The sequence below is a fragment of the Variovorax sp. PAMC 28711 genome (assembly GCF_001577265.1).
Lineage (GTDB): Bacteria > Pseudomonadota > Gammaproteobacteria > Burkholderiales > Burkholderiaceae_C > Variovorax.
The window spans coordinates 1,033,931-1,051,880 of sequence record NZ_CP014517.1; the positions used below are offsets into that span (position 1 = coordinate 1,033,931).

General features: G+C 62.2%; 18 protein-coding genes. 14 read left to right on the forward strand and 4 right to left on the reverse strand.

Translation table 11 applies throughout. The features are described from left to right. The first annotated feature begins 18 nt into the window (after window positions 1-18). From AX767_RS05255 to AX767_RS05290, 8 genes are all read left to right on the forward strand, one after another. Window positions 19-1,239, forward strand: a complete 1,221-nt coding sequence (locus AX767_RS05255; RefSeq protein ID WP_068629271.1) for a type II secretion system F family protein — start codon at window positions 19-21, stop codon at window positions 1,237-1,239. Beyond that, window positions 1,239-2,201 carry a prepilin peptidase gene (locus tag AX767_RS05260; protein WP_068629273.1) on the forward strand — a complete coding sequence of 321 codons (963 nt, stop codon included), beginning with the start codon at window positions 1,239-1,241 and terminating at the stop codon, window positions 2,199-2,201. The genes AX767_RS05255 and AX767_RS05260 overlap by 1 nt, the downstream gene beginning before the upstream one ends. Before the next feature lie 78 nt (window positions 2,202-2,279). After that, window positions 2,280-2,825, forward strand: coding sequence for a dephospho-CoA kinase (coaE, locus tag AX767_RS05265; protein ID WP_237288556.1), 546 nt, complete (start codon window positions 2,280-2,282; stop codon window positions 2,823-2,825). 82 nt (window positions 2,826-2,907) lie between these two features. Continuing rightward, window positions 2,908-4,398: an MBOAT family O-acyltransferase gene (locus tag AX767_RS05270; protein WP_068629278.1), complete on the forward strand. Its 1,491-nt coding sequence runs from the start codon at window positions 2,908-2,910 to the stop codon at window positions 4,396-4,398. 3 nt (window positions 4,399-4,401) lie between these two features. Continuing rightward, the gene (locus tag AX767_RS05275; RefSeq protein WP_068629280.1) at window positions 4,402-5,436 is read left to right on the forward strand and encodes a hypothetical protein; all 1,035 of its coding nucleotides are present in this window, start codon (window positions 4,402-4,404) and stop codon (window positions 5,434-5,436) included. 56 nt (window positions 5,437-5,492) lie between these two features. Next, on the forward strand, window positions 5,493-6,440 hold the full coding sequence (locus AX767_RS05280) for a hypothetical protein (protein ID WP_237288557.1): 948 nt from the start codon (window positions 5,493-5,495) through the stop codon (window positions 6,438-6,440). Window positions 6,441-6,473: 33 nt separating this feature from the next. Then, the gene (gene zapD, locus AX767_RS05285; RefSeq protein ID WP_068629284.1) at window positions 6,474-7,229 is read left to right on the forward strand and encodes a cell division protein ZapD; all 756 of its coding nucleotides are present in this window, start codon (window positions 6,474-6,476) and stop codon (window positions 7,227-7,229) included. Continuing rightward, window positions 7,226-7,435 (forward strand): DNA gyrase inhibitor YacG, encoded by a 210-nt coding sequence (locus AX767_RS05290; protein WP_068629287.1) that lies wholly within the window; start codon window positions 7,226-7,228, stop codon window positions 7,433-7,435. The genes zapD and AX767_RS05290 overlap by 4 nt, the downstream gene beginning before the upstream one ends. A 16-nt stretch (window positions 7,436-7,451) precedes the next feature. Here the strand turns inward: AX767_RS05290 and AX767_RS05295 are convergent, their stop codons facing one another. Genes AX767_RS05295 through secA form a run of 4 tightly spaced genes read right to left on the reverse strand, consistent with a single transcriptional unit; the run spans window position 7,452 to window position 12,771 of the window. After that, window positions 7,452-7,862 (reverse strand): NUDIX domain-containing protein, encoded by a 411-nt coding sequence (locus tag AX767_RS05295; protein WP_443082768.1) that lies wholly within the window; start codon window positions 7,860-7,862, stop codon window positions 7,452-7,454. 5 nt (window positions 7,863-7,867) lie between these two features. Next, window positions 7,868-8,743 (reverse strand): ATP-binding protein, encoded by an 876-nt coding sequence (locus AX767_RS05300; RefSeq protein ID WP_068629291.1) that lies wholly within the window; start codon window positions 8,741-8,743, stop codon window positions 7,868-7,870. Beyond that, window positions 8,740-9,969 (reverse strand): bifunctional glutamate N-acetyltransferase/amino-acid acetyltransferase ArgJ, encoded by a 1,230-nt coding sequence (gene argJ, locus AX767_RS05305; RefSeq protein WP_068629293.1) that lies wholly within the window; start codon window positions 9,967-9,969, stop codon window positions 8,740-8,742. Before argJ ends, AX767_RS05300 begins: the two co-directional genes overlap by 4 nt. A gap of 15 nt (window positions 9,970-9,984) precedes the next feature. Next, window positions 9,985-12,771 (reverse strand): preprotein translocase subunit SecA, encoded by a 2,787-nt coding sequence (secA, locus tag AX767_RS05310; RefSeq protein WP_068629295.1) that lies wholly within the window; start codon window positions 12,769-12,771, stop codon window positions 9,985-9,987. A gap of 184 nt (window positions 12,772-12,955) precedes the next feature. Between secA and AX767_RS05315 the strand changes: the two genes are divergently transcribed. From AX767_RS05315 to AX767_RS21255, 6 genes are all read left to right on the forward strand, one after another. Next, entirely contained in the window at window positions 12,956-13,261 is a 306-nt protein-coding gene (locus AX767_RS05315) for a hypothetical protein (RefSeq protein WP_068629297.1), read from the forward strand. A 147-nt stretch (window positions 13,262-13,408) separates the two neighbouring features. Beyond that, entirely contained in the window at window positions 13,409-14,638 is a 1,230-nt protein-coding gene (locus AX767_RS05320; protein WP_068629299.1) for a tyrosine-type recombinase/integrase, read from the forward strand. Window positions 14,639-14,823: 185 nt separating this feature from the next. Continuing rightward, window positions 14,824-15,084 carry a helix-turn-helix transcriptional regulator gene (locus AX767_RS20920; RefSeq protein ID WP_082754831.1) on the forward strand — a complete coding sequence of 87 codons (261 nt, stop codon included), beginning with the start codon at window positions 14,824-14,826 and terminating at the stop codon, window positions 15,082-15,084. 10 nt (window positions 15,085-15,094) lie between these two features. Further along, window positions 15,095-15,931, forward strand: a complete 837-nt coding sequence (locus AX767_RS05325) for a toprim domain-containing protein (protein ID WP_168164804.1) — start codon at window positions 15,095-15,097, stop codon at window positions 15,929-15,931. Window positions 15,932-16,017: 86 nt separating this feature from the next. Continuing rightward, entirely contained in the window at window positions 16,018-17,484 is a 1,467-nt protein-coding gene (locus AX767_RS05330; RefSeq protein ID WP_168164805.1) for a YfjI family protein, read from the forward strand. Between the two features lie 170 nt (window positions 17,485-17,654). Next, on the forward strand, window positions 17,655-17,939 hold the full coding sequence (locus AX767_RS21255) for a hypothetical protein (protein ID WP_156480963.1): 285 nt from the start codon (window positions 17,655-17,657) through the stop codon (window positions 17,937-17,939). Window positions 17,940-17,950: the final 11 nt, after the last annotated feature.

Sequence of the window (17,950 nt, forward strand, 5' to 3'; positions counted from 1 at the left end):
CTGCGAATCGGAGTTTCCATGGCCACCGCCACATCGACACGCACGCTCAAAGAATTCGTCTTCGAATGGGAAGGCAAGGACCGCAATGGCAAGGCGGTCCGCGGTGAGGTCCGGGCTGCGGGTGAAAACCAGGTGCAGGCTTCACTTCGCAGGCAAGGTGTTCTCGCGTCGAAGATCAAAAAGCGCCGGATGCGCGGTGGCAAGTCGATCAAACCGAAAGACATCGCGATCTTCACGCGACAGCTCGCGACCATGATGAAGGCCGGCGTGCCGTTGCTGCAGGCCTTCGACATCGTCGGTCGCGGCAATGCGAATCCGAACGTCGCCCGACTGCTCAACGACATTCGAAGCGATGTCGAAACTGGTACCTCGCTTTCAGCCGCTTTCCGCAAGTTCCCCAGATACTTCGACAACCTCTATTGCAATCTGGTGGAAGCCGGTGAAGCCGCCGGCATTCTGGAAGAACTGCTCGACCGCCTCGCCACCTACATGGAGAAAACCGAAGCGATCAAGTCGAAGATCAAGTCGGCACTGATGTATCCGACATCCGTGGTGATCGTCGCGTTCGTCGTGGTGGCCATCATCATGATCTTCGTGATTCCGGCGTTCAAACAGGTGTTCAGTTCGTTTGGCGCAGACCTGCCGGCGCCCACCCTGATCGTGATGGCCATCAGCGAAGTTTTTGTCGCTTATTGGTGGCTGATCTTCGGCGTCATCGGCGGCGGCATCTATTTCTTCATGCAGGCCTGGCGGCGCAACGAACGCGTTCAGAAGTTCATGGACCGCCTGCTGCTTCGCGTGCCGATCTTCGGAACCCTGATCGACAAGTCGTGTGTGGCCCGCTGGACCCGCACGCTCGCGACGATGTTCGCCGCCGGGGTGCCACTGGTCGAAGCGCTCGACTCCGTCGGCGGGGCTTCGGGAAATTCGGTCTATGCCGACGCCACAGCGAAGATTCAGCAAGAGGTGTCGACAGGCACCAGCCTGACCAGCGCGATGACCAACGCCAACCTGTTCCCGTCGATGGTCCTGCAGATGACCGCGATCGGCGAAGAATCCGGCTCCATCGATCACATGCTGGGCAAGGCGGCGGACTTCTACGAGTCCGAGGTCGACGACATGGTCGCCGGCCTGTCCAGCTTGATGGAGCCCATCATCATCGTGTTTCTGGGCGTGATCATCGGCGGCATCGTCGTGTCGATGTACCTCCCGATTTTCAAGCTCGGCCAAGTCGTTTGATGCTGGTGTCGCAGGACGTTGACACGGCATTGGCCGCCCTGCTGGGGCTCCTGATTGGCAGCTTCCTCAATGTCGTGATCTATCGGCTTCCCGCGATGATGCTGCGTGGCTGGCTCGAAGAATCTGTGGGCAACCTGATGGCGGCGGAGAGCGGACCGTCGCTGTGGCGCCAGGTGCTCGGGCCCAAGGGCCCCGCCATTCCTTCGACGCTGGAACGCGGCGCTTCCGACGCCGCGATGCGCCTCGACGCCCTGCCGCCGCTCACGCTGTCCCGGCCCGCATCGCGATGCGGTCACTGCGGCCACGGCATTCGCTGGTACGAGAACATCCCGGTTGTGAGTTACGTGGCGCTGCGTGGCCGGTGCTCGAGCTGCAGGGCGTCCATCAGCCCGCGCTACCCCGCCGTCGAAATCGTAACCAGTGCCTTTTTTGCGCTGTGTGCATGGCGCTACGGGTTCACGCTCACCGGAGCGCTTTGGGCCGCATTCGCCGCACTGCTGATCTGCCAGTTCCTGATCGACCTGGACACCCAGCTGCTGCCGGATTCACTCAACTACGCGCTGCTATGGATGGGACTGGGCGCAGCAGCCCTGGGACTGACGGGCATTGCGCTCTCGTCTGCGGTGTGGGGCGCCGTCTTCGGCTACCTCAGCTTGTGGCTCGTGTATCACGCCTATCGCCTGGCCACCGGCAAGGAAGGCATGGGCTACGGGGACTTCAAACTCCTGGCGGCCTTGGGCGCCTGGCTGGGTGCGGACTATCTGATCGGCATCGTGCTGGTGTCTTCGCTGGTCGGCGCAGTGCTTGGCCTTGCGCTCCTGGCCGCCGGTCGGCTGGCCAACAAGAACATTCCGATGTCGTTCGGACCGTTTCTCGCCGGCGCCGGACTCGTTTGCCTCGCCATCGGTCCGGCCGAGGTGAAGCGGCTCGTGCCCTTCGCCTTCCCGTTCGCGCCGGGCTGATCCCCGACACGGTCCGCTTCGATGCAACGTCTCGGATTGACCGGTGGAATCGGCAGTGGCAAGAGCACGGTGGCGAGCATGTTCGTCGCGCTCGGCGCGACACTGGTCGACACGGACGCCATCGCCCGCGCCCTGACGCAACCGGCCGGTGCCGCGATGCAACCGATCGAGCAGCAGTTCGGCGCCAAGGTGCTCGACATCAACGCTGGCCTGGACCGCGCCCGCATGCGCGAGCTCGTGTTCGCCGACCCCACGCTCAAGGCCAAGCTCGAGGCCATCCTGCATCCGCTGATCGGTGAGGAATGCACGCGTCAGGAAGCAGCCGCCGTCGCGGGCCTCGTGGTTTTCGATGTGCCGTTGCTGGTGGAATCGACCCGCTGGCGCCGTCGCGTCGATCGCGTGCTGGTGATCGACGCGCCGGAAGAAAAACAGGTCGAGCGCGTCATGGCAAGGTCGAACTGGACACGCAAGACAGTGCTCGCCGTGATGGCGAACCAAACCTCCCGGCAACGCCGGTTGAGAGCGGCCGATGGCGTTATTTTCAACGGCGGGAAGACGCTGGAGGAACTTGGCCTCGAGGTTCATTCTCTGTGGGATCAGTGGGTGCAATCGCCTACGCGATAATCCGGGGCTTGCTCACGCCGAGCCGCCATAGAACTCGAAGAAGAAATGGGCGAACAGGGTTCACGACCTTCGTCCGACAGACATGCTTTTCAATTCGTACGCGTTCATCTTTTTCTACTTTCCGCTGGTCCTGCTCGGGTTCTTCCTGATCGGCCGGTGCAATGCCCGCGCAGCGGCGGGCTTCCTGGCACTGGCCTCGCTGTTCTTCTACGGGTGGTGGAGCATCAAGGCGCTTCCGCTGCTGCTCGGCTCCATCTGCTTCAACTACTGGATGGGGCTGCAGCTGACGCCACAACCGGGTCGCAGCGACCGCACACGCAAGCAATGGCTCATCGCGGCGCTGACCATCAATCTCGGCGTGCTGGCGGTCTTCAAATACGCCGACTTCTTCCTCACCAACGTAAACAGTGGCCTGGCGGAAGCGGGCCTGTCGTCGGTGCCGCTGCTCCATGTGGCGCTGCCGATCGGGATTTCGTTCTACACGTTCACCCAGATCGCCTTCCTGGTCGATTGCTGGCAGGGCAAGGTGCAGGAACGCCGCTTCGTACCGTACGTGCTCTTCGTCACCTACTTTCCGCACCTGATCGCGGGACCGGTGCTGCATCACAAGCAAATGATGCCGCAGTTCGCCAATCCGGCGATCTACCGGGTCGACACCAACAAACTGGCGCTCGGCCTCGCCATCTTCACCTTCGGTCTGGCCAAAAAATTGCTTATCGCCGATCGCCTGGGCCAGTACGCCGACATGATGTTCAACGGCGTCCACACCGGCGTGCTGCCCTCGCTGTACACCTCGTGGTTCGGTGTGCTCGCCTATACGCTGCAGATCTATTTCGACTTTTCGGGGTATTCGGACATGGCGGTCGGACTGTCGCTGTGCATGGGCGTGCAGTTGCCGCTCAACTTTCGTTCGCCCTACAAGTCGACCAACATCATCGAATTCTGGCGGCGCTGGCACATCTCGCTTTCCACCTTCCTGCGCGACTACCTGTACGTGCCGCTGGGCGGCAACCGCAAAGGCGAGGCGCGCCGGTACCTGAATCTTTTCCTCACCATGCTGCTGGGCGGCCTCTGGCACGGCGCCTCCTGGACTTTCGTGATCTGGGGCGCGCTGCATGGCGCTTTCCTGATGGTCAATCACGTCTGGAATGCCAAGGTTCGTCGTGGTGCTGCGCCAGGCTGGTGGGCACGCGTGCTGGGCTGGTGTCTGACCTTCCTGTGCGTGATGATTGCCTGGGTCGTGTTTCGCGCCGAAAGCCTTAATGCGGCCATCGAGATCTACAAGGGCATGCTGGGATTTCACGGCGCACCGGTCAGTGCGTTCAGCGAGTTCACGGTGCCGTTCCGAAAACCCGAGTTCTTCCAGACCCTGCTGCTGGGCATGATCATTTGTCTGGCACTGCCGCCGACCATCGCACTGGAGCGCTGGGTGCCGTCCGTTGCCGCACTGGGCGGCCGCCCTCGACTTTCCAGCGCCATGACGGTCGCGACCGCGATCGGGACCGTCATCCTGCTGGGACTTTCCGTGTCGAAGCTCGGCTCGTACAGCCCCTTTCTTTACTTCCAGTTCTAGGCCATGAAGGCGTCGCGCGTCTGGCTCGGACTCTTTCTCATGGCCTTCGGGGTGCTGTTCGCGAACCTGATGGTCACGCTGTCGACGCAACCTGCGCACGGCGACATGACCCGTATCGCAAAAATCTCCGAGCGCGAGTTCGGTTGGCGCTCGACGCCGCCGCCGATCGCCATGGCCGACATCGTCAACGCGCCGATCCAGGATGCAGACGTCCTCATCATCGGCGACAGCTATTCGATGTTCTTCGCATGGCAATCGGTATTGGTCAAAGCGGGCTACCGCGTGGCGACGACGCATTGGGACAACATCGACGCCATTTGCGATGACTTCGGACCGTGGCTACGCCGATCTGGCTTCGCGGGCAAGCTCGTACTGTTTGAAAGTGTCGAACGCGTGATGCCCCAGCGCATTTCCAACGCACAAGCCTGTAAGGCAATGCGTCGACCTTTCACTGCTGTACCGATACCCCCTTCAAGTCCGTCGGCCGCTGCGCCCGACTTCAAGGTCAACTGGAACGGCACGGTGTTCAGCGGGCTGGAGGTGTGGCGCAACACCCAGAGAATCCGCTATATGGGCAAGAACGACGTGGTTTTCAATGTGCCGCGCTATGGCGATTCCGTGTTCGCAGCCAACGTTCCCGACGGTTGCGCGCAATTCAGCAACCGCATGTGCGAGCATGGTCTTTTTCTGATGCACGACAGGCAATTCCGCGAACTCACCATCGATGACGCAGAATTTCTGGCCCAAATCCGCGATCGGGCGGCACCGACGAAAATGCTGTGGATGGTGATTCCCAACAAGACGTCGGTCTATCTCGACGCCGAGCACGCGAAGCAATTCGAAAGGCGAGCGAATGAACTCGCCATTGGCCCCGATCTCTTCTCGATGGCGCGCGTCGCGCGCCGTGAGGTCGTAGATCTCTACTGGCCGAACGACACACACTGGTCGATGCAGGGTCAGCTCTATTTCGGGCAACAGATGTTGAAGGTGGTGCAATCTGCGATCGGCGCGCCGAACCGCAACGCACGCGCGTCATGACGGCCCCGTCTGCCTGGCTCAAGACATTCGTTGCCGGCTTTGCCGTGGTCAGCGCAATGCTCGTCGTCACGTTGTTCACCCCGGCGCCCTATGGCGACCTGAGCCGGATCGGCCGCTTGTCCGATGCCGACTTCGGCTGGCTGGCTCCGCCACCGGTCGTGGACAAGTCGCTCGTGAAGGGCGTGCCGCTCACCGAAGCCGACGTTCTCGTGATCGGCGACAGCTTCTCGATGACGCATCGCTGGCAGTCCAGACTGGTAGCCGCCGGTTATGCCGTGTCGACCATCTACTGGGGCCAGATCGGCTACCTGTGCAGCGATTTCACGACCTGGGCGCAGCATGCGGGGTTCAAGGGCAAGCTGGTCGTCGTGGAGAGTGTGGAGCGGCTGCTCAGCGAACGCGTCGCCAAGAGCCAGACGTGCAACGCCATGATCAAGCAACCGCAGGTCAAGACCACGCCTTTCCTCGAGCCGCTGGAACAGGTGCCTGGCTTCCAGCTCAATTCAAGCGCCAAGCTCACCACCGGAATCATCACCTGGCTCAATACGCGCAAGGCGCGCCGGGCCACGGGCGACACGGAGTACTCGGAGGAAACGTGGGTCCGCCCGGTAAAGGATGGCTGCCTGTACTTCAGTCACAAGCTGTGCGAGAAAGCCCTGTTCTTCTACGAGGACACCGACAACCCGCCACTCAAGCCGGCGGATGTGACGTTCATGACGACGTTCAATGCCGCCCACCCCGACTTCAAGTTCATCTGGATGGTGATCCCGGACAAGACCACGGTGTACATCGACACCGCGCACAACGCGGACTTCATGAAGGCATTCAACGACGCACGGATCGGTCCCGATCTTTTCCGGTTCGCCGCCGAGGAACGGGGTCGGGTCCGCGACTTCTATTTTCCGAACGATACGCATCTGTCGATGCACGGACAGTTGCAACTTGGCGACCGGATGTTGCAAGTGATTCGCCCTGTAGAACCACCGCCCGTACAGGCACGGTAAAGCTATGATGACCTGTGACAGGAACCGAGCAGCTTGATTCTCTACGAGTACCCTTTCAACGAGCGCATCCGCACCTACCTTCGGCTGGAGCATCTCTTTCGTCGCCTCGGCGAACTGGTGCCTGCCGATTCCGCGTTGTCGCATCACTACGCCCTCGTCACGATCTTCGAGATCATGGACGTGGCGGCGCGGGCTGACCTGAAGGCCGATGTCCTGCGCGATCTCGACAAGCACAAGAACGTTTTCAACAGCTACCGCGGCAACCCGGCCATTTCGGAGCAGGCGCTCGACCAGGTCGTCGGGCAGCTCGAACGCAACTTCGCTGCGCTGAACACCATTCCCGGCAAGGCCGGACAGTCGCTGACGGAAAACGAATGGCTGATGAGCATTCGAAGCCGCGTCGGCATTCCGGGCGGCACGTGCGAGTTCGACTTGCCCGCCTATTTCGCGTGGCAGAACGGCACCGCGGCGTCGCGTCGATCCGACCTCGAACGCTGGCTCGTCACATTGGCGCCGCTCGCCGAATCGATCTATCTGCTGCTCAAGCTGCTGCGCGACGCCGATGTCCCTTACAAGGTGATCGCCACCAACGGCCAGTTCCAGCAAAGCCTGCCCCAGGGCCGCAGCTTCCAGTTGCTGCGCCTGCGCATCGACCCGAGCCTCGGACTGGTGCCCGAGATCAGCGGCAACCGGCTGATGGTGTCGGTGCGCCTCATGCGCCACGAAGCTGACGACCGTCTGCACCAGACCGGCGAAGCCGCACCTTTCGAACTTACCCTTTGCGCATGAGCGAGACCGGAAAAATCGGCGAGCGCATCGTGCGCTGCCCGGCGTGCGGTGGCGACAGTGTCTACGCCGCCAGCAACCCGTATCGCCCCTTTTGCAGCGCGCGCTGCAAGGGCATCGACCTCGGCGCCTGGGCCAGCGAAGAATTCAGGATGCCGGCCGATGCGCCGCCGGACGACGATCCGTTCGGCGACCCGAAGCTGCAGTAGCGGGCGATCAGCGCGCCTAAGACACGCCGCGCTCGTCGGCGAGCCAGCCCAGCACGGGCATCGCGCCCGGCAGCACCGGCGTCACCTCGAGCGGAAGCTGCTGCCACTTCATGGCCTGCCCTTCGCGCATCTCAAAGTCCCCCGTCCACTGGGTCACCTTGCACCAGTGGAGGCGCACCAATGCGTGCGGATAGTCGTGCTCGGTCACCTTCCAGGCGATGGCGCTTGCGATGGTGATCCCCAGTTCTTCCTGCAACTCGCGCCGCAACGCCTGTTCGACGGTTTCACCGGCTTCGATCTTGCCTCCCGGGAATTCCCAATAACCCGCGTATGGCTTGCCCTCGGGCCGTGTCGACAGCAGCAGTGCGTCGTCGGCCTCGCGGATCAGGATGCCAACCGCCACTTCGGTGTGCTGCCGCGCAGACACCGCCGTCACAGGCTCGCCCGTCCGGCGTAGTCGCGCGCGAACTGGTAGGCCACGCGGCCGCTGCGCGAACCCCGCTCGAGGGCCCACACCAGCGCCTCCGGCCGGGCCGCTTCGATGGCCGCCGGCGTCACGCCGAAAGACGACAGCCACTGCGCCACGATCGTGAGGTATTCGTTCTGGCTGAACGGATAGAAGCTCACCCAGAGCCCGAAGCGCTCCGACAGCGAGATCTTTTCTTCGATCACCTCGCCCGGGTGCACCTCGCCGTCGTCCGTGTGCGTGTAGCTGAGGTTGTCCTTCATGTACTCGGGCAGCAGATGGCGGCGGTTGCTGGTCGCGTAGATCAGCACGTTGGGCGCCGACCCGGCGATCGAACCGTCGAGGATCGACTTGAGCGCCTTGTAGCCCGGCTCGCCCTCGTCGAAGCTCAAGTCGTCGCTGAAGACGATGAATTTTTCAGGGCGTCCCGACACCACCTCGACGATGTCGGGCAGGTCCACCAGTTCCGCCTTGTCGACCTCGATCAGGCGCAGGCCCATCGGTGCGTAGGTTTGCAGACAGGCGCGAATCAACGAAGACTTGCCGGTGCCGCGTGCGCCGGTCAGCAGCACGTTGTTGGCCGGCCTGCCTTCGACGAACTGCCGCGTGTTGCGCTCGATCTTTTCCTTCTGCGCGTCGATCTCCCTCAGATCGTCGAGCGCCATCGCAGCCACGTGGCGCACCGGCTCCATCACGCCATGGCCCGAACTGCGGCGGCGGTAGCGCCAGGCAATCGATGCGTTCCAGTCGGAGGGCGCGCTCAACGGCTGGGGAAGGACCGCTTCAATGCGCGTGATGAGCTGTTCGGCGCGCTCGATCAGGCGCTGGAACTGCTCGTTCATGAACGGTAGTCGGCGTTGATGGTCACGTAGTCGTGGCTCAGGTCGCAGGTCCACACCGTGTCGCTCGCGTTGCCGCGGCCGAGGCCGATGCGCACCGTGATCTCGCTTTGCTTCATGACGCGCTGGCCGTCTTCCTCGCGGTAGGCCGGGTTGCGGCCACCGTCGACGGCCACATGCACGTCGTCGAGATAGAGATCGATGCCGGTCTGGTCGAGGTCGTCGATGCCGGCATAGCCCACGGCGGCCAGGATGCGGCCCAGGTTGGGGTCGCTCGCAAAGAACGCCGTCTTCACCAGCGGCGAGTGCGCGACGGCATAGGCAACCTGCCGACATTCGGCCGAATCACGTCCGCCTTCGACACGGATCGTGATGAACTTGGTGGCGCCCTCGCCGTCGCGCACGATGGCCTGGGCCAGCTGGCGCGCCACGTTCTGCATCGCCGAGACCAGCGTGCGGCCGTCTTCGGAATCGAGCGAAGCGACCGGCGCGTGTGCCGCCTTCTGCGTCGCGATGACGACGAACGAATCGTTGGTCGAGGTGTCGCCATCGATCGTCACCCGGTTGAAGGATGCATCGGCCAGCGCCTTCGCCAGCGGCTGCACCAGTGCCGGGTCGATCTTCGCATCGGTCGCCATGAAGCCGAGCATGGTGGCCATGTTCGGGCGGATCATGCCGGCGCCCTTGCTGATGCCGGTGATGGTCACCGTGACTCCGCCGATCTGCACCTGCTGGCTGAAAGCCTTGGGCACGGTGTCGGTGGTCATGATGCCCTCTGCAGCCCGTGCCCAATGGTCGGGCGCCGCATCGGCCAGTGCGGCCGGGAGGCCGGCCTCGATGCGGTCGACCGGCAGCGGCTCCATGATCACGCCGGTCGAGAACGGCAGAATCTGCTCGGGCGCAATGTCCAGCTCGCGAGCCAGTGCCACGCAGGTCTGCAGCGTGCGTGCGAGCCCGTCCTGCCCGGTGCCGGCATTGGCATTGCCGGTGTTGATGACCATGGCGCGAATGCCGTAGTTCCGCGCCAGATGGTCGCGACACACCTGCACCGGTGCGGCGCAAAAACGGTTCAGCGTGAAGACACCGCCAACCGCCGCGCCTTCATCGATCAGCACGACGGTCAGGTCTTTGCGGTTGGCTTTGCGCACGCCGGCTTCGGCCACGCCGATGCGGACGCCGGGCACCGCGAACAAGGCGGCGGGATCGGGAGCGGACAGATTCACAGGCATGGTGGTGTCTTCAGGTCAGCTGAGCTTGCCGTGGCAATGCTTGAACTTCTTGCCGCTGCCGCAAGGGCAGAGGTCGTTGCGTCCCACGCGCGCAAAGGCGGCGGCCTCGGCGCCGAGCGCGCCCAGACCCGCGGCCGCGATGCGGCGCTGGTTTTCTTCATCGACCCGCACCTCCACTTCGCCGGTTTCGGTCGGCGCGGTGTAGGTGAGATTCGAGACATTTTCGCCGCGGCTCTCGAGTGCTTCGGCGGCCTCTTCGAGCTGCTCGCTGGACTGCACGCGCACCGTCATGAGCTGGCGCGTGACCTCGTTCTTGACCGAGTCGAGCAACTGGCCGAACAGCTCGAACGCTTCGCGCTTGTATTCCTGCTTCGGCTGCTTCTGGGCATAGCCGCGCAGGTGAATGCCCTGGCGCAGGTAGTCGAGCGAGGCCAGATGCTCGCGCCACTGGCTGTCGATGCTTTGCAGCAGCACCATGCGCTCGAACTGCACGAAGTTTTCTTCGCCGATCAGCGCGAGCTTCGCGTCGAAAGCCGTGTTGGCCGCCGCGACGACTTTTTCCACGACCTCGTCGTCGGCGATGGCGGTTGCGGCTTCCACTTCCTGGACGAGCGGCAAATCGAGGCCCCAGGTGTTTGCCAAAGCGCTCTCAAGACCGTTCAGGTCCCACTGCTCTTCGACCGATTCCGCGGGCACGTACTGGCGCGCCAGGTCGGTGAAGCAACCCTCGCGCAGCGCAGCGATCTGCGCTCGCAGGTCGGTGGCGTCGAGGATGTCGTTGCGTTGCTGGTAGATCACTTTGCGCTGGTCGTTCGACACGTCGTCGTACTCGAGCAACTGCTTGCGCACATCGAAGTTGCGGGCTTCGACCTTGCGCTGCGCGCTTTCGATGCTGCGCGTGACGATGCCGGCTTCGATTGCCTCGCCGTCGGGCATCTTGAGTCGGTCCATGATCGACTTGACCCGGTCGCCGGCAAAGATGCGCATCAGTGGATCGTCCAGGCTCAGGTAGAAGCGCGACGAACCCGGATCGCCCTGACGTCCCGAACGCCCGCGCAACTGGTTGTCGATGCGGCGCGACTCATGACGCTCGGTGGCGATGATGCGCAGGCCGCCGAGCGACTTCACGAACTCGTGGTCCTTGGTCCACTCGGCGCGAATGCGCGCGACTTCGGCGGCCTTGCCGGCCTCGTCGAGCGACTCGTCGTTCTCGACCGCTTCGATCACCTTCTCGATGTTGCCGCCGAGCACGATGTCGGTGCCGCGACCGGCCATGTTGGTCGCGATCGTGATCATCTTCGTGCGGCCGGCCTGCGCCACGATGTCGGCTTCGCGCGCGTGCTGCTTGGCGTTCAGCACCTGGTGCGGCAAGGCCGCCTTGTTGAGCAGCTCGTCGATGATTTCCGAGTTCTCGATCGACGAGGTGCCGACCAGCACGGGCTGGCCCCGGTCGTAGCACTCGCGAATGTCCTGAATGGCGGCTTCGTATTTTTCGCGCGTCGTCTTGTAGACGCGATCGAGCTGGTCGTCGCGCTTGCTGTGACGGTTGGGCGGAATGATCGTCGTCTCGAGCCCGTAGATTTCCTGGAATTCGTAGGCTTCGGTATCGGCCGTGCCGGTCATGCCGGCCAGCTTGCCGTAGAGCCGGAAATAGTTCTGGAAGGTGATCGAGGCCAGCGTCTGGTTTTCCGCCTGGATGTTCACGCCTTCCTTGGCTTCGACGGCCTGGTGCAGACCATCGCTCCAGCGCCGACCACTCATCAGCCGGCCGGTGAACTCGTCGACGATGACGACCTCGCCTTCCTGCACCACGTAGTGCTGGTCGCGGTGATACAGGTGACGCGCGCGCAACGCGGCGTTCAGGTGGTGCATCAGCGTGATGTTGGTGGGGTCGTACAGCGACGCGCCTTCGGGCAACAGCTTGAACTCGGTCAGGATGCGCTCGGCGTTCTCGTGGCCGTCTTCGGTCAGGAACACCTGGTGCGTTTTCTCGTCGACCGTGAAATCGCCCGCCTTGATCACGCCTTCGCCGGTGCGAGGATCGGCTTCGCCTTCCTGTTTGGTCAGGAGCGGCACCACCTTGTTGATCGCCAGGTAGGTGTCGGTGTGGTCTTCGGCCTGGCCGCTGATGATGAGCGGCGTGCGGGCTTCGTCGATCAGGATCGAGTCCACCTCGTCGACGATCGCGAAATTGAGGCCGCGTTGCACCCGATCGCCGGGCTCGTACACCATGTTGTCGCGCAGGTAATCGAAGCCGTATTCGTTGTTGGTGCCGTAGGTGATGTCGCTGCCGTAGGCTTCCTGCTTTTCTTCGCGCGGCATCTGGGGCAGGTTGATGCCGACGGTCAGGCCCAGGAAGTTGTAGAGGCGGCCCATCCACTTGGCATCGCGACTTGCGAGGTAGTCGTTCACCGTGACCACGTGCACGCCCTTGCCGGACAGCGCGTTCAGGTACACCGGCAAGGTTGCGGTGAGCGTCTTGCCTTCGCCCGTGCGCATCTCGGAGATCTTGCCGTTGTGCAGCGCCATGCCGCCCAGCAATTGCACGTCGAAGTGGCGCATCTTCATGATCCGCTTGGAGCCTTCGCGCACGGTGGCGAATGCCTCCGGCAGGATGTCGTCGAGCGACTCGCCCCGGGCGACGCGCTCCTTGAACTCCACCGTCTTGGCACGCAGCGCGTCGTCGCTGAGCTTCTCGAAGTCCGGCTCCATCGCATTGATGCGATCGACCGTCTTGCGATATTGCTTGAGGAGCCGGTCGTTGCGACTGCCGAAAATTTGGGTCAGGAAGTTGTTGGCCATGGATGGAGGAAGGAACGAGCATCTGGAAGTCAGATGCCGCGACCGAATTCCCTAAGATATGGTGAATGCAGTTGGGCGCCCCCGGCCGTAAAGCAAGTGGGCCCGGTTCGCACTGAACGGCCGACACACGCATGTCGGCAAACCTGGCATTTTAGCCGCCCCGCCCAAGCCCTCGTGCTCTCCCATGAACCGTCGCACCGCCCCTTTCACCCTGCAGCAAGCCGCCCACGAGTCGCCCACGCTCGCCAGCTTGCTCGCGCGGGCGCGCGATGCGTCCGAAAGGCTGAAAGCCGTGGAGGAGCTGATCCCCGTGGACATGCGCGCGGCGCTGCAGCCGGGCCCTGCCGAGGGCGATGTGTGGTGTGTGCTGGTCACCGGAAGTGCCGCCGCCGCCAAGCTGCGACAGCTCTCCCCGATGCTCGTCACACGGCTGAAATCAAGGGGATGGGATGTCGCGACGATCCGGATCAAAGTCCAGGCGCGCCGCTGAGAACGGCGCGGTCCTGACGGGGTCGAATAGGGTGGTGCCGCCTGTCTGACTCGAACATGGCCCGCCAACCCGCATGAATGCTTGAAGTCGTCAGAGCGGGGGCAGAATCTGCCCCCAAATGTGCCCCCACCCTGCGACGGATGCCCGATGAAATTGACAGATGCGAAGCTTCGCAACCTCACCCTGCCCGGCAAGCATGCCGACGGCGGGGGCCTTTATTTGGAGGTCCTTCCGACTGGCGGGCGGTACTGGCGATTGAAGTACCGATTCGGCGGCAAAGAAAAGCGCCTTGCGTTTGGTGTTTACCCCGCCGTTGGCCTGAAAGACGCTCGAGAGCAGCGCGAGATTGCCAAGCAGTTTCTCGGTCGCGGTGAGGATCCAGGCGAAGCGCGCAAGGCCGCAAAGGTCAAGGTATCAACAGAGGCAGCCAACAGCTTTCAGGCGGTGGCGCTTGACTGGCACAAGGCCAACTCCAAGAGATGGTCGAACGTAACCGCGGCAAAAACGATGACGCATTTGCTGTCCGACGTCTTCACGGTCATCGGCAACCGCCCGATCGCAACGGTTACCCCGCCCGAATTGCTGGCGATGCTACGAAAAGTAGAGAGTCGCGGCGCAGCCTACACAGCAACCCGACTGCGGGAACTGTGCGGCCAGATATTCCGCTATGGCATCGCCACCGGCCGAGCTACATACAACCCGGCCGCCGATTTGGTGAAGACGATCGTGCTACCCGGCGTCAAGCACCGGCCGGCGATCACTGACCGCCGGGAATTTGGCACGCTGTTGCGGGACCTACAGAGTTATCAAGCGGCCGACAGACTCACCTTGCTTGCAACTCGCCTGGCGCTGCTCACGTTCGTGCGCTCGCAAGAGTTGCGGTTGGCTCAATGGCGAGAAATCGACTTCGATAGCCGCGAGTGGCGCATTCCTGCAGCCCGCATGAAGATGGGCAAGGGTCTAAATCAAGCGCACATCGTTCCACTATCTCAGGCTGCCGTCGAGACGTTGAAAGCCATCCATCTACTGACCAGCGACACGACCAACGTCTTCCCCAACAGCTTCGGCGCTGACGGCTTTATGAGCGAGAACACAATCGGGCGCATGCTGATCCGGATGGGATATCAAGGCAGGCAGACACTGCATGGCTTCCGTGCGTCTGCACGGAGCTTACTTTCAGAAAGAGGCTGGAGTGTGGCTGCACTGGAGCGTCAGTTGGACCACGCCGAACGCAGCAAGGTAGTGGCAGCTTACGCCCGGAGCGAGCACCTTAGTGAGCGGCGCCTGATCATGGACGATTGGGGTGCATTAGTGACGGCGCTTGAGGCTGGACAATCTGGTAGCCCCATCCTCACCAGCGAGGGTTCGGATCGTTAAACAACTCCCGGTCTGTGTTGTGCGAAGTCAGCCAAGTGAATCCGGGAAAGTTCGACCCCCCTTGAATAGGGAAAAAATGTGGTAACACTTCAGAACCTTGTACAACTACATATCAAGGTACCCAAGTGGCCACAAACGGACATCATTGGAAGCTCGCTCCCTTAGCGAACCTCCCAACTCTGGGGATGCCCAGCAGACGCCCCCTGCCCCTGCCCCGAGCGGTTCCTCCTGTCAGCGCAAAGGTTCTTCGCCAACCGATTGAGGCGGCAAACAATCCTGCTGCGCTCCTTCGACTCGACACCGTTGCGGCGCTCACCGGGCTGAGTCGGTCGACTCTGTACGCAAAAATAAAGGCTGGGACTTTCCCCGCGCCGATCAAGCAGGGAGCGCGCTGCACGCGATTCCGTGCGAGCACTGTCACAGCCTGGCTCGAGTCGGTGAACTGAGATGCCCAACATGAACCCCAGCATTCAATGGGCCGAGTTCTCTGTTGGAGGGCATCGAGTATTTTGTCCAGCCTGTCCGGGGAAACGGAGCGATAAAACGATGGGTCTCACCGTGGCTGCCGATGATCACGGGATAGCCCATTGTTTTCGGTGTGGCTACGTGGAAACCCGTCATCACGAGCGCACGCTGACACCATCTGCACGGAAAACCTTGGCATTGCGCATCGACGCTCTTCGTCGCCAACACAGTGAAGAGCAGCGCAAGCGCCAGTCCGATGCAGCGGTTGCCGCCCTGATTCGCTGGACTGCCGCGTCCCCTGTTGAGGCGCATCCCTATCTAAGTTCCAAGGGCGTTCGCGCTTACGGCATACGGGTCGAGATGAATGACACGCTGCTGATCCCTGTGCGTGACGCACAAGGCCGCATGCACAGCTTTCAGGCTATTGCCTTCGATGGCACGAAACGCTTTCAGCCCGGAGGCAAGGTCAAGGGCTGCTATCACGCTATTGGCCAGCCTCGTGGGAAGCTGGCGATCTGCGAGGGTTACGCCACTGGCGCCACCCTTCACGAAAATACGGGACATGCCGTGGCAATCGCGTTCAATTCCGGCAACCTGCTGGCCGTTGCGCAGGCGCTGCGCGCAAAGTACCCTGGCATCACGCTCGTGCTCTGCGCCGATGACGACTGGAAGACCGAAGGCAACCCAGGTCTTACAGCAGCTACTGAGGCGACCCGCGTCGTGGGGGGCCTGCTGGCGGTGCCGATATTTACCGGATTGCCCCGCGGCGAGGAGGACACTGACTTCAACGACCTGCACCGGCTGGCAGGCCAAGCGGTTTCAGCATGAGCACGGTCCTTGACTCAAGGGGCACTGTTCGCGCTGCCTTCGAAACCGCGCGGGTAGTTCCTGAAGAGTGGCCTGAGCCAACGCCTTTGCCCGATGCCCTGCCGCCGGTGCAGTCCTTCGACCCCGAGCTATTGCCGTCGAACCTGCGCGGATGGGTGGTTGACATTGCTCACCGCATGCAATGCCCGCCCGACTTTGCCGCCGTTGGCGCAGTTATTGCTGCGTCCAGCCTGATCGGCGCGCGTGCAGTAGTGCAGCCTAAAGAGTTCGATGACTGGCAAGTGGTGCCCAATCTATGGGGCCTGATTGTGGGTCGCCCCGGCGTCATGAAATCTCCGGCGTTGGGGGAGGCTTTAAAACCCTTGTTTCATTTGCAATTGGCTGAATTTGAACTGCACGAAGCCGCGCATGAGGCTTGGACGCTTGACAGCAAAGTCGCCGAACTGGCCAGTGCCGAGCGGGAGAAAAAGGCCAAAGGACTCGCATCAAAAGACCCGGCGGCGGCGCGTTCGCTTTTGATTCCCGAAGTAGTAGCTGCCGAGCCTATCGCCCGCCGCTTCACCGTAAACGATGCCACGGTGGAGAAGCTGGGGGAACTGCTGAATGCCAACCCATGGGGCATCCTGAGCTACCGGGATGAGCTGTACGGCTTGCTCACAAGCATGGACAAACAAGGCCAAGAAGGTGCACGCTCGTTCTACCTGCAAAGCTATGACGGCAATCAAAGCTACACCTTTGATCGCATCGGCCGCGGCACAGTGCATATCCCTCGAATCTGCCTCTCGATGATCGGTGGCATCCAGCCGGGACGGGTGCAGGAGTATGTTCGGGGAGCCGTAGCAGGGGGCAGTGCTGATGACGGCTTGCTGCAGCGATTCGGCCTCACCGTATGGCCGGATACGGCTGGGGCTTTCGTCCATGTCGATCAATGGCCTGACACAGCTGCAAAAGCGCACGCATGGGAAGCGTTTAAGCGGCTGGCAGATCTTCAACCTGCCAGCGACACCGAGCCCCAAGTTTGGCGATTCGACCCCAAGGCACAAGCTCTGTATGTGGAATGGAGCACGCATTTGGGCCAGGAACTGAAGCTCGGGGAGCTGCACCCTGCGATGGAAGGCCACCTCTCGAAATACCGCAAGCTGATCCCAGCCCTGGCGCTAATCTTTGCGCTGCTGGAAAACCCAGATACGCAGCTGATCAAAGAGGGAGACCTACTCCGAGCACTGGCGTGGTGTGACTACCTTCGCAGCCATGCCGAGCGCCTCTATAGCGCGGCGACGACGCCAGAAACCGGGGCGGCCGCGGGGCTTCTGCGAAAGATCAAGGCCGGCGCCCTGATCGATTCATTTACGCCGCGTGAGGTCGCGGTGAAGGGCTGGACCGGCATGCCGACGCCCGAAGCTGTACGCAAGGCGGCTGACCTGCTCTGCGACTTCGACTGGCTGCGGCGAGATGTGATCCAAGGAGGTGCGGCAGGCGGCAGGCCGAGCGAGCGATATCGGATCAACCCCTCTGCAAAGGGACGGGCGATAAGAGCTGGCTTGCCCGACTGAAGAAGCTGGACGGGCCCGGGTCGCTCCCTACGAAACCAACGAAACCCAGATTTGTAGGTTTTGTAGGCCCTTCCCCGGGGCATCTAAAGAATTTCGACTCGGCGGGGCAACCACCGGCTAACGATTTCAGAGATGACCCTGATCGTGATTGCTGGCCACACACAAGCGCAATGAATACCGGCGAGCTTGACCGAATGGTGGCGCGCGTCGATCAATTCTTCAATCGTGGCATCAGCCTCAAACATGCAATCGCAGTTGCTGATGCGTTGGTAATTCGTGATCGGGGTAGTGATGACAGGCGCCTTTGTCTGGAATGCTCAAACATACGCGGCACCATCGATCGTTCTCGCTGCACAGTTTGGCTACAAGCCGACATTAGTAGACAGGAGATGGGCGAACTGGTCAGCATGCCGCAGCGATGCCCTGCATTTTCTGATACCGGGAGCGTCCGCTGATTGGGCTGGGG